The 14,620-nt window shown below is 61.4% G+C and carries 9 protein-coding genes; 1 reads left to right on the forward strand and 8 read right to left on the reverse strand.

Translation table 11 applies throughout. The annotated features are described in order from the left end of the window. Positions 1-18: 18 nt before the first annotated feature. The 4 genes from AC0Z42_RS17665 to hppD form a co-directional block, all read right to left on the reverse strand. Positions 19-2,739, reverse strand: a complete 2,721-nt coding sequence (locus tag AC0Z42_RS17665; RefSeq protein ID WP_485469502.1) for a TonB-dependent receptor plug domain-containing protein — start codon at positions 2,737-2,739, stop codon at positions 19-21. A gap of 119 nt (positions 2,740-2,858) precedes the next feature. Then, positions 2,859-4,373 (reverse strand): S41 family peptidase, encoded by a 1,515-nt coding sequence (locus AC0Z42_RS17670; RefSeq protein ID WP_485469503.1) that lies wholly within the window; start codon positions 4,371-4,373, stop codon positions 2,859-2,861. 127 nt (positions 4,374-4,500) lie between these two features. After that, positions 4,501-8,103, reverse strand: a complete 3,603-nt coding sequence (locus AC0Z42_RS17675; protein WP_485469504.1) for an indolepyruvate ferredoxin oxidoreductase family protein — start codon at positions 8,101-8,103, stop codon at positions 4,501-4,503. 189 nt (positions 8,104-8,292) lie between these two features. Beyond that, entirely contained in the window at positions 8,293-9,420 is a 1,128-nt protein-coding gene (gene hppD / locus AC0Z42_RS17680) for a 4-hydroxyphenylpyruvate dioxygenase (RefSeq protein WP_485469505.1), read from the reverse strand. 125 nt (positions 9,421-9,545) lie between these two features. On the opposite strand from hppD, the gene AC0Z42_RS17685 reads away from it, so the two are divergent. Beyond that, the gene (locus tag AC0Z42_RS17685) at positions 9,546-10,076 is read left to right on the forward strand and encodes an Lrp/AsnC family transcriptional regulator (protein WP_065310200.1); all 531 of its coding nucleotides are present in this window, start codon (positions 9,546-9,548) and stop codon (positions 10,074-10,076) included. On the opposite strand, the gene AC0Z42_RS17690 is transcribed toward AC0Z42_RS17685, so the two are convergent. The 4 genes from AC0Z42_RS17690 to AC0Z42_RS17705 are packed head-to-tail and all read right to left on the reverse strand — an operon-like array spanning position 10,068 to position 14,590. Further along, a complete protein-coding gene (locus AC0Z42_RS17690; protein WP_485469506.1) occupies positions 10,068-10,772 on the reverse strand; it encodes a GNAT family N-acetyltransferase in 705 nt (234 codons plus the stop codon). The two genes, AC0Z42_RS17685 and AC0Z42_RS17690, sit on opposite strands and share 9 nt — an antisense overlap. Then, a complete protein-coding gene (locus AC0Z42_RS17695) occupies positions 10,769-11,884 on the reverse strand; it encodes a tRNA nucleotidyltransferase/poly(A) polymerase-related protein (RefSeq protein WP_485469507.1) in 1,116 nt (371 codons plus the stop codon). The genes AC0Z42_RS17690 and AC0Z42_RS17695 overlap by 4 nt, the downstream gene beginning before the upstream one ends. 16 nt (positions 11,885-11,900) lie before the next feature. Beyond that, a complete protein-coding gene (locus tag AC0Z42_RS17700) occupies positions 11,901-12,617 on the reverse strand; it encodes a glutathione S-transferase family protein (protein WP_485469508.1) in 717 nt (238 codons plus the stop codon). A 26-nt stretch (positions 12,618-12,643) separates the two neighbouring features. After that, the gene (locus tag AC0Z42_RS17705; protein ID WP_485469509.1) at positions 12,644-14,590 is read right to left on the reverse strand and encodes a lytic transglycosylase domain-containing protein; all 1,947 of its coding nucleotides are present in this window, start codon (positions 14,588-14,590) and stop codon (positions 12,644-12,646) included. Positions 14,591-14,620: the final 30 nt, after the last annotated feature.

Here is a 14,620-nt window from a genome sequence, read left to right on the forward strand (position 1 = left end):
GGTGATCACGACGGCGGATTACGAACCGAAGTGGTAATTGAATTCGATCCATCCCTGGCGCCCAACCGGGCTGTAATTACCGATCGGATAGTACGGCCAGCCGCCGCTGCTGTCGCGCTTGATCTTGTCAAACACATTGTTGACGATTACCGAGACGGTAGCGCGGTCGTTGATGCGGTAGACGCTGCTGATATTGGCCAGCGCCGTCGGCGTCAGGTAGGCGGTACCGGCGGAATTGGGCACCTTGCCGTAGCGGCTGACCAGCAAGGTATTCGACCAGTCGCCGGCGCCCCAGTTGACGCTCAGGTTCAGCTTGTCGGGCCAGTCCATATTCGTCATCGACTTCGTTTCGTCGATCTCTTCGTCGCCTGCGAACTGCTGCGACTTCTTGCTCAGCACCTTGGCATAGTTGGCCTTGAAAGCAAAGCGGCCGTAGTTCGCGGTGCGCAGCAGATACTTGAGGCTGACGTCGATGCCGCTGCTGCTTTGCTTGGCCGCGTTGATCGGATTGACCGTGATGGTCTTGATCTCGCCTGCCTTGTTGAGGGCGGTGGCCGAATAGCGCTCGATGCGTTTCAGGGTATCGACGCAGGTCGGCGACGTGATGTCGGTCTTGCCCAGGCGGCAATCGGCTTCGTCGCGCAGCAGCTTGTCGTCGCTGAGGTTGGTCACCAGATCATCGATCTTGATGTTCCAGTAGTCGACCGACACATCGAAATTCGCGCTTGGCGACCAGACGGCGCCGACGCCGAAAGACTTGCCTTTTTCCGACTGCAGGTCGCGGCTGCCGTTCTGCACATAGTCGGCGCCGGGCGACTTGTTGGCGAACTCGCAGGTCTCGATCGGCTGGCCGGTGGCGCCGCAGCGGTAGTAGTCGGTGGTGCTCGAATAGTAGCCGGTGCCGCGCGCCTGGTAGATATAGTTCATGTCCGGCGCGCGGAAGCTGGTGGCGTAGTTGGCGCGGAACAGCAGCTCGGGCGCCGGGCGCAGTTCCAGCCCGCCGTTGTAGGTGAACTTGCCTTCCTTGCGGCCGGCAAAGCTGTAACGGTCATAGCGGCCGGCCAGGGTGCCGGTCAGCTTTTCATGCAGCGGGATATTGAGTTCGGCACCCAGCGCGGTGCGCGAACGGGTGCCGGCCGTCACATCGGCGCCGCTGGCCAGGTTGAAATAGCCGTCATTGATGCGCGAGTCCGGCGCGTTGCGGAAACCCTGCTTGCCCACTTCGGCAATCGTGGCGATTTTTACCGTGCCGGCCGGCAGAGCGAACAGGTCGCCATTGGTGGCCAGGCTGAGGGTATTGGTCCAGGCCTTGTCATCGCTATTGGCGTAGTCGGTAATGCCGTTGAATTCTTCCGGCGTCAGGCGGCGCGACAGGCGCGCCGGATCGGGCGCATAGATCGCCACGCCATTGGCGTCGGTGCCCAGTTTTGGGCCCAGGAAGAAACTGTCGATATTGGCACGCATGCGCGGCGTGTGGCCTTCGCTCTTGTAGATCGAGGCATTGTAGTTTGCTTCATACTGCCAGGCGGTGCCGGGAATGCGGCCCTTGGCGCCCAGCGAGATGGCAGTGGCCAGGTCGTCCCAGCTGCGGTTGTAGCGCTGCACGCCGCCGATTTCCTCGGGCGAGATATAGCGTGACCACTCTTCGTAGCCGCCCGTGTTCTGGTTCAAAAACGAGCCGCCGTTCAGCGAAGCCGAGGTCCACGACGGGCCGCGCGTATTGTTGACGGTCTTGTTCTTGCCAAGCAGGAAGTCGGCAAACAGCGTGGTGTCGGCGTCAAGCTCGTAATTGGCGCTGCCGAACACGTTCTGGCTGCTGTTTTTCGTCTGCGTGGTCCAGTAAGTGGGACGGGTTTTGGGGCTGGCGCAATAGCTGCCGTTTTTTGCCGTGTACTTGATGACGCTGCCGCCATACATGTCGCCAAAGTCGTTGCAGGTATTGCCCAGGTCGACATAAGTGCCGGCCGTGCCGGATTGCAAGGTACGACGTGAGGCAACGATGGTGGGGGTGCCCGAGCGGCTGGACATGAAATCGCGGTCCATGCTCGACAATGGGTCGCGCTCGCTCAGCTCGACGCTGAACAGGGTATGGAGCTTGTCGAAGTTGCCGCCGCCCGTCAGTTGCACGCGCTGGCTGGCCGCGCCGCCGCGCGAGGTGCCGCCGGCCTTGACGTTGATATCGAAACCTTCGGCCTGTTTTTTCAGGATCACGTTGACCACGCCGGCGATCGCGTCCGAGCCGTAGATGGCCGAGGCGCCGCCGTTCAGTATCTCGATGCGGTCGACAATGCTGGACGGAATATTGGCCAGGTTGGTGAAGTTGACCGCACCGTCATAGGCGATCGGGAAGTCGGCCAGGCGGCGGCCGTTCAGCAGAATCAAGGTGTGGTTCGGGCCCAGGCCGCGCAGGCTGATGGTATTGGCCGACGGCGTGAAGGTATTGCCGTAGTCTTCGCCTTGCGTAAAGCCGCTGTTCTGCACCTGGTTGTTGAGCGCGTCAAAGACGTTCTTGTAACCCTGCTTGGTGATTTCATCGCCGGTCAGGATGGTGACCGACGAGGGACCCTCCAGGCTGGCGCGCGGGATGCGCGAACCGGTGACGACGACCGCCGGCGGGGTTGCCGCCGCCTGGTTTTCCGCAGCGGAAGGCTGCGTTTGCGCGTACGCCGGCGCTGCGGCGCCGCCCAGCACGGCCAGTACGGCCAGTGCCAGCGGATGTAACTTGTGAGCTTTGTGCATTGCTAAATATCTTAGAGGTAAGAAACCTCGCACGATAACAAAATGCCAGCGCTCACAGAACGAATGCTTTCTTCTTTCCTTATATCAATATTGTTATAAGCAAAGATTTGACCCTCACCTCAAGGCTGGCGGCGGATGGCGATTTCCTTGTATTGCGGGCGCAGCAGGCGGCTAGCTGCCGTCTCCGAGCTTTCCACCGTACTGAGCAAGCGACTCATGCCGGTGGCCGGCGTGCAGCGCCCCGTGCTGCGGTATTGCAAGGCGGCCGCCAGCATGCCTTCATTGGCGTCGCCCAGCGCATGCTGGTAGTCGTCGGCCACGGCGCAGGTCGGCGCCATGCCATCGGCATAGTCCCCAAAGCCCTTGGCGTTCACGCCCTGGAACTGCACCGCAAAATAGGTGGTGCCGCAGTTCGGCTGCGGATAGAAGCCGTAGGGCTTGCCGCAGGTGGTGCCGCCGATCAGGTTGACTTCGACATCGACGCCACGCAGGCCGTTGATGATCGATTCGCTGGCCGAGCAGGTATTGCCGGTGGTCAGCAAGGTCACGCGCTTGAGGCCCAGGGCAGGCAACGCCGTGCCCTTGGCGAGCGGATTAGCGGCGGCAAAGCCCTGGCTTTGCGCGAGGAAACCCAATGGCGCTTCGCGCCGGGTCTTGTCGTTGGCGATCACCTGTTCGAACGTCTTGCCGGTTGTTGTCTGCGGGCCGGCGATCATGTAGGCCAGTTCGCTGGCGATATCGAGCAGGCCGCCGCCGTTGTAGCGCACGTCGAGCACCAGGTCGCTGATGCCGGCCGCCTGGAAGCGGCGCATGGTGTCGACCAGCTGGCGTTCGGCCACATTGTTATGCGTATTGAAGGTCAGGTAGCCAACCTTGCCGGTGGCCGTATCGATGATGCGCTCGTTCTGCACGGCGCTGGTATTGACTTCGATCGCCTGCAAGGTGGCGTTGACGCTGGCGCCGTTGCGCAGGAAACCCACCGTGTGCGTACCTTGCGCGGCCGGGAACAGGGCGGCATTGATGGTATTGACGCTGTCCTGGCCGGCAGCGTTGACGAAATCGACGCCATCGACGGTTTGCAGCAGGTCGCCACGCTGCAGGCCGGCCAGCGCCGCCGGAGAACCCGGCTCGACGATTGTGATCACCGCCCTGCGTGGCGGCGTGGTCTGCGTCAGGGCCAGCAGCATGCCGTAGCCCAGCTCGACACCCTTGAGCGAGGCCTCCCATTCGGCGGTGGTGTAGGTGAAATGGAACTGGTCCTTGGGCTTGCCCGAGGCTGTCACGGCCGAGGTCTTCAGCACGTTGAAATAGGCGATCGGCGTACTGAAATTTTGCGGCAGATAGGTCGTCGGCACTTCCTTGTACCAGAGATAGCTTTCATCGATCCAGCTGCGCACCCACGTCAATTCATTGAGCAAGGTGCCCTGGCGGTCGGTGGCATTGCCGCTGCGCGGCTTTTCGCACAGGTTCTGCACGGTGTTCGAAGCAACAATGGTGGGTGTGACGCCACTGACAGGTGGTGTCGTGGTGGGCGTTTCGCTGACCGCCGAACTGCCGCCACCGCCTCCGCCACAGGCACTGAGCAACACGAACAAAGGAGCCGCCAGCAGGGACACATCGCGCAAGGTTTTCACAATTATTTTCCGTAGAGAAACTATCTGAAGATTATAAGCCGTTTCAACAATAGTTGATGATTACAATACTGAAATAAACATGTAAAAATGGCGCCCGCAGGCGCCATTCAGCAAGGTCAGCAACGCATCAGGCCACCGTGGCTGGCACCGGGGATGCCACTGGCATAGCCACCGGTACCGGCAGAGGACTATTGAACGCGGTCAGCAGGCTCGCTTCCTTCTCTTTCGCCGCTACCAGATGACGCTCCTTCACATGGCCATAACCACGGATATCTTCCGGGATACTGGCAATGGCCACCGCCTGCGCCAGCCTGGCCGTGGTCAGCTTCGGCAACAGGCCACCGACGGTATGGCGGTACTCCTCGATCAGCGCGCGCTCCATCTTGCGCTCGGCCGTATAGCCAAAGATATCGAAGACGCCGCCGCGCAAGCCCTTCATTTTCGCCAGCACGCCAAACGCTTTCATCATCCACGGGCCGAATTCCTTTTTCACCAAGTGGCCCTGGGCATCGGTTTTCGCCATGATCGGTGGCGCCAGGTGGAACTTGAGCTTGATATCGCCTTCGAACATGGCGGCGATCTTGGCCTGGAACGCGCCGTCGGTGTACAGCCGCGCCACTTCGTACTCGTCCTTGTAAGCCATCAGCTTGTAGAAATAACGGGCCACCGCTTCGGTCAGGCGCAAAGCCGGGCCATTCAGGGCGCTTTCGGCGGCGCGCACCTGGTTCACGAAGTCCAGGTACTGCTGCGCATAGGCGCGGTCCTGGTAAGCCGTCAGCAGGGCCACGCGCTTGTCGATAATGTCGTCGAGCGTGTCGATGCGCTTGAATTCCACCACCTTGGCTGGCGCCGTCATGCGCTGCAGGCTGGCCGTGTCATGGGCGCCGGCGCGGCCCCAGTTGAAGGCCGCCTTGTTGAACGCCACCGACACGTTGTTCAGGTCGATCGCCTTCATGATTGCCGCTTCGCTCAGCGGTACCCGGCCTTTTTGCCAGGCATAGCCCAGCATGAACATATTGGTGGCGATCGAGTCGCCCATCAGCGCGGTGGCGATCTGGCCCGCGTCGATAAAGTCCACATGGTCCTTGCCGCAAGCTTTTTCGATTTCCATGCGCGCGGAAGCACCCGGGAACTGCCAGTCAGGGTTTTTCACAAAGGCCGCCGTCGACGAACTGGTCGAGTTGATCATGGCCCAGCTGCGCCCTTCTCCCATGCGCGACAGCGCGTCGCGGCTGGCCGTGACGATCAGGTCGCAGCCGATCACGAGATCCGCCGCGCCGGTGCCGACGCGGGTCGAGTGGATATCTTCCTGGCGGTCAGCCAGGCGCACGTGCGACATCACCGGGCCGCCTTTTTGCGCCAGGCCGCTCATGTCGAGCACGGAACAGCCCTTGCCTTCGACGTGGGCCGCCATCGCCAAAATCTGGCCGACAGTAACCACGCCGGTGCCGCCGATGCCGGTGACCAGGATGCCGAACGGTTCGGCCGTCGACGGTATCGTCGGTGTCGGCAAGGCCGGCGCTTCAGGGCCGCCCTGGTCGGCACTGGCCGCTTTTTTCGGCTTTTTCAGCCCGCCGCCTTCGACCGTGACAAAGCTCGGGCAAAAGCCCGTGGTGCACGAAAAATCCTTGTTGCAGGACGACTGGTTGATCTGGCGCTTGCGCCCCAGTTCGGTTTCCAGCGGTTCCACCGACAGGCAGTTCGACTGCACGGAACAGTCGCCGCAGCCTTCGCAGACGGCTTCGTTGATCACGGCGCGCTTGGCCGGGTCCGGGTATTCATTGCGTTTGCGGCGGCGGCGTTTTTCCGAGGCGCAGGTCTGGTCGTAGATCATGGCCGACACACCGGGCATGTCGCGCAGTTCGCGCTGCACGTCCATCAGCTCGGAACGGTGGCGCACGGTGACGCCATCGGCCCAGGCATAATCGGATGGGTATTTTTCAGGCTCGTCGGTGACAACGATGATGGGGCCGACGCCTTCGGCGGCGATCTGGCGCGAAATAATCGCCGGCGACAACGGACCGTCGAATTCCTGGCCGCCTGTCATCGCTACCGCATCGTTGAACAGGATTTTATAGGTGATGTTGACCTTGGCCGACACCGCCGCGCGGATCGCCAGGATGCCCGAGTGAAAGTACGTGCCGTCACCGAGATTGGTGAACACATGCTTTTCATTGGTGAACGGCGCCTGGCCGACCCAGGTCACGCCTTCGGCGCCCATATGAGTAAACGTCGACGTTTCGCGGTCCATCCACAGCACCATATAGTGGCAGCCGATACCGGCCAGCGCGCGCGAGCCTTCCGGTACTTTGGTCGAACTGTTGTGTGGGCAGCCCGAGCAGAAGAACGGCGTGCGGTCCTTTTGCGGATCGGGTTTCACGCTGATCGCTTTCAGGACGTTTTCTTTCGCTTCCAGGTAGGCGATGCGTTCCTTCACGCGCTGCTCGACCGGATGGCCGGCGTAGTAGCGCGAAATGCGGCTGGCGATCGCGCGCGCGATCATGGCGGGATTGAGTTCATAGGTGGCCGGCAGCAGCCAGTCGCCGTGGCCGGTGCCCTTCTGGTTGCTCCATTCGCCCGTGTCGTCGAACTTGCCGACCACGCGCGGGCGCTCGCCGTCCTTCAGGTTGTACAGTTCTTCCTTCAGGGCGTATTCGAGAATCTGGCGTTTTTCTTCCACCACCAGGATTTCATCGAGGCCCTTGGCGAACTCGTGCACGCCATCGGCTTCCAGCGGCCAGGTCATGCCGATCTTGTACAGGCGGATGCCGATATCGGAGGCGGTCTGCTCGTCGATGCCGAGGTCGGCCAGCGCCTGGCGCGTGTCCAGATATGACTTGCCGGCGGTAATGATGCCGATACGCGCTTTCGGGCTGTCCCAGATGATTTTATTGAGCTTGTTGGCGCGCGCATAGGCCAGCGCGGCATACCATTTGTAGCTGTTCATCCGCACTTCCTGCTCCAGCACGGTGTCTGGCCAGCGGATGTTCAGGCCACCGGCCGGCATCTCGAAGTCGGTCGGCAGGGTGATCTGCACGCGGTCCGGATCAAAGTCGACGGCCGCGCCCGATTCGATGATGTCGGTCACGCATTTCATCGACACCCATAGCCCCGTGTAGCGGCTCATGGCCCAGGCGTGCAGGCCGTAGTCGATATATTCCTGCACCGACGAGGGGTACAGCACGGGGATGCCGCAAGCGTTCAGGATATGGTCGGACTGGTGCGCGGTGGACGAAGATTTGGCCGCATGGTCGTCGCCGGCCAGCACCAGCACGCCGCCGTGTTTTGCCGAACCGGCATTGTTGGCGTGCTTGAACACATCGCCGCAGCGGTCAACGCCGGGACCCTTGCCGTACCACATGCCGAACACGCCGTCGTATTTGGCGTCTTCGAACAGATTGGTCTGCTGCGTGCCCCACACGGCCGTGGCCGCCAGGTCTTCGTTCAGGCCAGGGTGGAACTTGACGTGATGTTCATCGAGGTATTTCTTGGCTTTCACAGCCGTCATGTCGACCGACGTGACGGGTGAGCCGCGGTAGCCGGTGATATAGCCGGCCGTATTGAGGCCCGCTTTCAGGTCGCGTTCGCGCTGCATCATCGGCAGGCGGATCAACGCCTGGGTGCCGGTCATGAAGGCGCGGCCGCGCTCCAAAGTATATTTGTCGTTGAGGGAAATTTCGGACGCGTGCGCGCCCGGCTCAAGATTCGAGCCCTTGACTGGTGCATTCATTACTTGTCTCCATTATTCTCTGTGCTACGCGTGCAAAGTCGGTTGAACTCACACGTACCGCCATGCCTTGTAAGCGCGACGGTGCGGAAAAATGACTTGTTTTTCGTAGACTACCACAGGAATGCGCACAGTTCTTTTGCTGCACTGCACTCCGGGGCGGGTGTTTTATTTATTACTTTTTGTTATTTCTCAAGCGACGCTGGTGTCTTTCAAGACGCCGCGCTTGATCTGGTCCAGCTCGATCGATTCAAACAGCGCGCGGAAGTTGCCTTCCCCAAAACCCTGGTCGCCCTTGCGCTGGATGATCTCGAAAAAGATCGGGCCGATCACCGTCTGCGTGAAGATCTGCAGCAGCAGTTCGCGCTCGGTTTCGGTGCTGTGGCCGTCGATCAAAATACGCAGGCGGCGCAATTCTTCCAGTTGCTCGCCGTGGTTCGGCAGGCGGCGGTTGACCAGTTCATAGTAGGTTTCGATGGTGTCCTGGAAATCAATGCCGGTGTCGCGCATGCCCTGCACCGAGCCGTAGATATCGTCGGTACCGAGCGCGATATGCTGGATGCCTTCGCCGTGATAAGCGTCCAGGTATTCGGCGATCTGCGACTTGTCGTCCGACGATTCATTGATCGGAATGCGGATCTTGCCGCAGGGCGAAGTCATGGCTTTCGACTTGAGACCCGTGTGCTTGCCTTCGATATCGAAGTAGCGCACTTCGCGGAAGTTGAACAGGTTTTCATAAAAACCGGCCCATTCCTTCATGCGGCCACGGTGCACATTGTGCGTCAGGTGGTCGATATAGGTCAGGCCATGGCCGACCGGATTGGCGACCGCGCCCGGAATGGCAACGAAGTCGACGTCATAGATGCTGATGTCGCCAATGCCGCCCGGCGCTGCAGCACCGGCCTTTTCCGCACCCTTGCCGCGCCAGCGGTCGACGAAATACAGCAGGGAGTCGCCCACGCCTTTAATCGCCGGAATATTCAGTTCCATCGGCCCGGTTTTATTGTCAAAACCCCAGGCGCCCAGCTCCAGCGCGCGGCGGTACACGAACGCGGCGTCGTCGACGCGAATCGCGATCGCGCACACGGACGGGCCATGGTGGCGGGCAAAACGCTGGGCAAACGAATCCTGCTCGGCGTTGATAATGAAATTGATATCGCCCTGGCGGTACAGGGTAACGTCCTTGTGGCGATGACGCGCGATGGCGGTAAAGCCCATGTTCTCGAACAGCTCGCCCAATGCTTTTGGGTCTGGTGCTGCATACTCGACGAACTCGAAACCATCGGTACCCATCGGGTTATCCCAAGGTTGAAATTGCATGATGTCTCCTCCTAGAAGTAGGGCACAGTATAGGCGGGGCCGGCCGGCATTAAATGCCAAAGATCTCCCGAACAACCATGATTTGCGCAATAATATTGCGTGAAACTAGTCCCACGGAGGTATGCATGAGCAAAATTACGCTGGATAAAACCGACCGCAAGATCCTCTCGGTGCTGCAGGCCGACGGTCGGCTGTCGAACCAGGACGTGGCCGAACAGGTCAGCCTGTCGCCATCACCATGCTTGCGCAGAGTGAAAAGGCTGGAGGAAGCGGGCGTGATCCGCCAGTACGTGGCACTGCTGGACCCGGAAAAGATCGGCCTGGGCCTGCTGGCCTATGTGAATGTGCGGCTGGAAAAGCACAGCGATGCCTCGGCCCACGCCCACAGCACCGCGCGCGTGCTGGCGCCCAACCTGGTGACCAATACCTCGCCGCGCGCCGACTTTGCGGTGGCCGTGGCGCAATGGCCGGAAGTGGTGGCCTGCTATGCGATGACCGGCGAAATGGATTATCTGCTGCGCGTGCACGTGGAAGACATGGAGCATTTTTCGCGCTTCATGATGGCGACGCTGCTGCGCCATCCGGCCGTGCTGGACGTGAAATCGAGCTTTGCCCTGCAGCGTATCAAGGATACCACCGCCCTGCCCTTATTGTGATGGCGGGCCGGGCTTCTTCTTGCGGCCTGGCAAGCGATCCCACAGCTTGGAGGCGGCGCGCGCATTGGCCTTGAAGGTGTAGTCGAACATGGCGAACTGTTCCTGCACGGCTTCCTGCAGCATGCTGGAAGGGTTCGGTGGCAGCAGTTTCAAATAAGCATCGGCTTCGCCGTATTCACGCTGGATTTCCATGCCTGCCTTCTTGGCGATATGCATCATCGTCTTGTTGGACGATAAACAATGCATATACAAGGTGTCGACATCGTTGTTGCGGCAATGTATCGCCGCGCGCTCGAACAGTTTCGAACCCACGCCCATGCCGCGCATCGATTTCGATACCGACACGCCAAACTCGGCCACCTGCTCCTTGGTCGTCACCACGCTCCTGGCCGGCGACTTGTCTTTCGGCGCGAACGCCAGATGGCCCACGCCGACCAATTTAAAAGTGCTGTTGTAGACGCCGTAGACCATATCGCGCGAGAAATCCATCTTCTGCACATATTGCGCCACCAGTTCGTCGGGCAAGGAACTGCCGAAGCGCAGCAGGCGGTCGCTTTTTTCCAGCGACAAAAAATGCTTCATCATGCGGCGCCGGTCGCGCTCGTGCAATTGCTTGACCAGCACCGCCGGACGCGTGTCGCCGCTGCGGCTGAGCCAACGACGAAACGGATTCTGGAACAATTTGGGCAGGGTCATGGTACTTCCTGGCTGCTGATCACATTGGTAACGGCCTCGACCCTTGCTGCATGGATCACGGCCGGAATGCGTTTCGGTTCCTGCGCGCAAGCTTGCGCCAGCGCGCCCGCATCGACCCCGCGCACCGCCGCCAGCACGGCTTGCAGCCAGGCCGCTTGCGGAAAAGCCTGATCCTGCCGCGCGCGGACTTCGCATGCGACCGCGTCGAGCATCTGCACAAAGCGCTGCGGCTTGCGCAGGCCGTCGCAGCGTTCGCACAGCCGCACCAGGTCTTCGGCCGTCAAGGCCAGCGCATTGTCGATCACACTTTGCTCACGCGCCGCCATCAGCGCCAGCTCGCGGCAGTCATTGGGCACGCGCAGGCGCTCGCTCAGCGTATTGATCTGCGCCACCGGCACGGCCAGCATCAGCACGGCAAAGCGCACGCATAGCGCATGGCCTTCGGCGGCGGCGCGGTCGATTACCTGCAACAGCTGCGGGTTGACATCCAGCTCCGGCAGTATGCGGGGCAAGGCGCCGCAGTCCTGCAATACCGTCAGCATGCGCGACGGTTGTGCTTCCATCAGGCCTTTTGCCACTTCCTGCCACACGCGTTCGGCCACCAGGGCGTCGACTTCGCCGTTGGCAACCATGCTGCGCATCAACGCCATGGTGGCGGGCGCCACCGTAAAATCGCCAAAGCGGGCGGCAAAACGGGCCAGGCGCAGCACGCGCACGGGATCTTCGCCAAACGCGTCGGAGACATGGCGAAACACCTTGTTCCTGATATCGTCGACGCCGCCAAACGGATCGGTAAGCTTGCCGTCTTCATCTTGCGCAATCGCATTGATGGTCAGATCGCGCCGCACCAGGTCGTCTTCCAGCGACACATCGGGTGCCGCATGGAACACAAAACCCCGGTAGCCGGGCGCGGTCTTGCGCTCGGTGCGGGCCAGCGCATATTCTTCCTGCGTCTGCGGGTGCAGGAACACAGGAAAATCCTTGCCGACCGGCCGAAAGCCTTTGCGCAGCATGTCGTCCGGCGTGGCGCCCACCACCACATGGTCATGGTCCTTGACCGGCAAGCCCAGCAGTGCATCGCGCACGGCGCCGCCGACCGTATAAATCTTCATCTCGGCCACCGTCCGCCTAATCCGGCAGATCGGCATCGTGCCTGGCCGCCACTTCCGTTTCGGCCAGCGCTTCGGTGATCCAGCGCGCCACGGCCGGGTGCGCCTGCACCCGCTCGCAATAGGCGTTCAGGGCCGGCGCCAGCGACACGCCATAGGTGCGGAAACGCATGACGACGGGCGCAAAATACGCGTCGGCAATCGAAAACTCGCCAAACAGGAACTGGTGGTGGCCAAAACGCGACAAGCATTCTTCCCAGATTTCACTGATGCGGCCGATGTCGGCCTGGGCGCCCGGCGTGCGGCCGCGGCCCGGCAGATGCGCCTTGATATGCATCGACATATCGTTGCGCAAGTCGGTAAAGCCCGAGTGCATTTCCGCGCAGATGCAACGCGCCATGGCGCGCGCGGCCACGTCCTGCGGCCAAAGATGCTTGTCCGGGAACTGTTCTGCCAGGTATTCGCAAATGGCCAGGCTGTCCCAGATGGTGATCTCGCCGGCCAGCAATACCGGCACGCGGCCGCAGGCCGAATATTCGGCAATCTTGCTCGATGTATCTTTCTGGTCAAGCAGCACGCGCACTTCCTGGAACGGAATGCCGAAGGCGGTCAGCGCCACCCATGGGCGCATCGACCAGGACGAATAATTCTTGTTGCCGATAATAAGGGTCAGGCCTGGCTCGCGTGCAGCGGCCAGGGCTTGCGTCAGGCTGGGGTCGAGGACGGTGGTTTGCATGATCGGCTGTCAGGTTGATTAAAAATTCAAGGCAAATCGGCGGCAATCGCGCTGTTTTTCGGCCCCACCGTGCCGAGCCGCGCTTTGAGCGACTGCGGGCTTTTCTCGAACAGGGCCGCGTAATAGGTGGCGTTGGACATCACGTTTTTCACGTAGGTGCGCGTTTCCGTAAAGGGAATAATTTCCGCAAACACGGCTCCTTCCAGCGGACGCGTCATGGTGGCGCGCCAGGTGCGCAAGCGGCCGGGGCCGGCATTATAGGCGGCGCTGGCCAGCACTTGCGAGCCGTCCAGGCCGCCCAGCACCATGTTCAGGTAGTTGGTGCCCAGCATGACGTTGGTGCGCACATCGCTGAGCGTTTCCGTGACGAAGTCGGTCAAGCCGATCTTCTTGGCTACATAGCGCGCGGTCGACGGCATTACCTGCATCAGGCCGGAAGCGCCCACATGCGACTGGGCATCCATGATGAAACGCGATTCCTGGCGGATCAGGCCATAGACCCAGGCCTTGTCCAGTCCCAGGCTCTTGGTGGCCGGATGCATCACGTCATCGTGCGGCGTGGGGTAGCGTTGCGTGTAGTCCACTTCCAGGCGCGTGCGGTCCGAGGTATTGACCATGCGGTCGAGCACATTGTTCTGGCGCGCAAATTCGGCGGCCGCCAGATGCTGGCGGTCCGTCATCGAGCGCAACTCCCAGTTCCATTCACGCGTGCCTTCAAAGCGCAAGCGCAGATTGAAAAACTTCAAGGCTCGCTGCAAGCCGGGATTGGCGGCCATGGCGGCAATTTCCGCCGGGCTGATCGCCTGGCCTGGCGGCGGCAACACCAGATGGTTGCCCAGCTCTTCATTGGCCAGCAAGCCATAGAAATTCGACTGGTCATTGATGCTGCGGTACAACTTGTCGGCCTGGGCGTTGGCACGGCCCGGCGTTTCGGCCTGCAGCGCGCGCGCCAGCCAGTAGACCCAGGTCGGGTCCTGGCGCAGGGACGCCGGCATGGTTTCGATGGTCGATTTCACCAGCGGCCAGTTGCCTTCACGCAGGGCGATCCTGGTTTTCCACTGCAGTTGTTCCAGGGTCAACGGCGCGCCATTCGACTTTTGCCAATAATCAAACGCGTCCGGCGACAGCGAATACGAGGCCTGCAAGGCCACGTTGGCCCAGCCGATCGCCTGTTCCTGCGCCGTCAGCTGCGGCAGGTTTTTTTGCAGCGCCACCAGGCCCAGTTTCAGGGTACTGCGGGCCATGCGGCCCACTGCCACCAGGTACATTTCATGGTCGGCACGGCTGGCGCCCGGCCCCTTGGCCAGCACCAGCGCCGGCAAGTCGATCGCCTGCGCCATTTTTGCGTCCGAGGCGCCCAGCAGCAGCGCGACTCTGCGCGCCGGGCCGGTGGCATTGCTCTGGCCGGCCAGGCGGATCTGCGCCCACAGGTCGTTGCTGTCGAACTGGCCGCTTTGCGCCAGCGCCGTGATCAGGCTGCCGCAGGCTTCGCCGTAACCGGGCGGCGACTGCAGCAGATTGCGCGCCTCGTCGGCCACTTTCTGGCCCTTGGCCAGGCGCGACATCAGGGCGTAGCATTTCAGTTGCGTGTCGTCATCGAGCGCAAACTGCGGATATTGTTCATCGAAAATCACCCAGTTGCGCTGGCGGCCCAGTTCCAGCAGCCAGTCGTTGCGGAAGCGGTCGGCAATCGCGCTGCCCTTGTAGCGTGCCAGGTAATCGCGAAATTGCGCTTCGGACAGCTGCCGGATGCGCGGTTTGAGCCGATAATAGTCGACATACGACGGCACCTGGTAATTGCCGAGGCGGCTGGCATAAAAGTCGACTTTTTCGAGATCGTCCTTGCGCGCGGCGTCGCGCAGCAGCAGGAAAGCGTCATCTTCGCTGCGCGTATCGGGCGCGGCAGGGTTGACCGGGGTGGCGGCCTGGGCAAATGCGGCCAGGGGGGAAAAGGCGGATGCAACACACAGCATCGTACCGGCAATCCATTTCAGTGGGGAAAT

This window comes from Janthinobacterium sp. 1L-D-8-B-C4, assembly GCF_057291295.1.

Bases quoted from the DNA above. Each gene is read 5' to 3' on its own strand.
- AC0Z42_RS17700 (WP_485469508.1), bottom strand. From the start codon at position 12,617: ATGCAAACCACCGTCCTCGACCCCAGCCTGACGCAAGCCCTGGCCGCT.
- AC0Z42_RS17690 (WP_485469506.1), bottom strand. From the start codon at position 10,772: ATGACCCTGCCCAAATTGTTCCAGAATCCGTTTCGTCGTTGGCTCAGC.
- AC0Z42_RS17675 (WP_485469504.1), bottom strand. From the start codon at position 8,103: ATGAATGCACCAGTCAAGGGCTCGAATCTTGAGCCGGGCGCGCACGCG.
- AC0Z42_RS17705 (WP_485469509.1), bottom strand. From the start codon at position 14,590: ATGCTGTGTGTTGCATCCGCCTTTTCCCCCCTGGCCGCATTTGCCCAG.
- hppD (WP_485469505.1), bottom strand. From the start codon at position 9,420: ATGCAATTTCAACCTTGGGATAACCCGATGGGTACCGATGGTTTCGAG.
- AC0Z42_RS17685 (WP_065310200.1), top strand. From the start codon at position 9,546: ATGAGCAAAATTACGCTGGATAAAACCGACCGCAAGATCCTCTCGGTG.
- AC0Z42_RS17695 (WP_485469507.1), bottom strand. From the start codon at position 11,884: ATGAAGATTTATACGGTCGGCGGCGCCGTGCGCGATGCACTGCTGGGC.
- AC0Z42_RS17665 (WP_485469502.1), bottom strand. From the start codon at position 2,739: ATGCACAAAGCTCACAAGTTACATCCGCTGGCACTGGCCGTACTGGCC.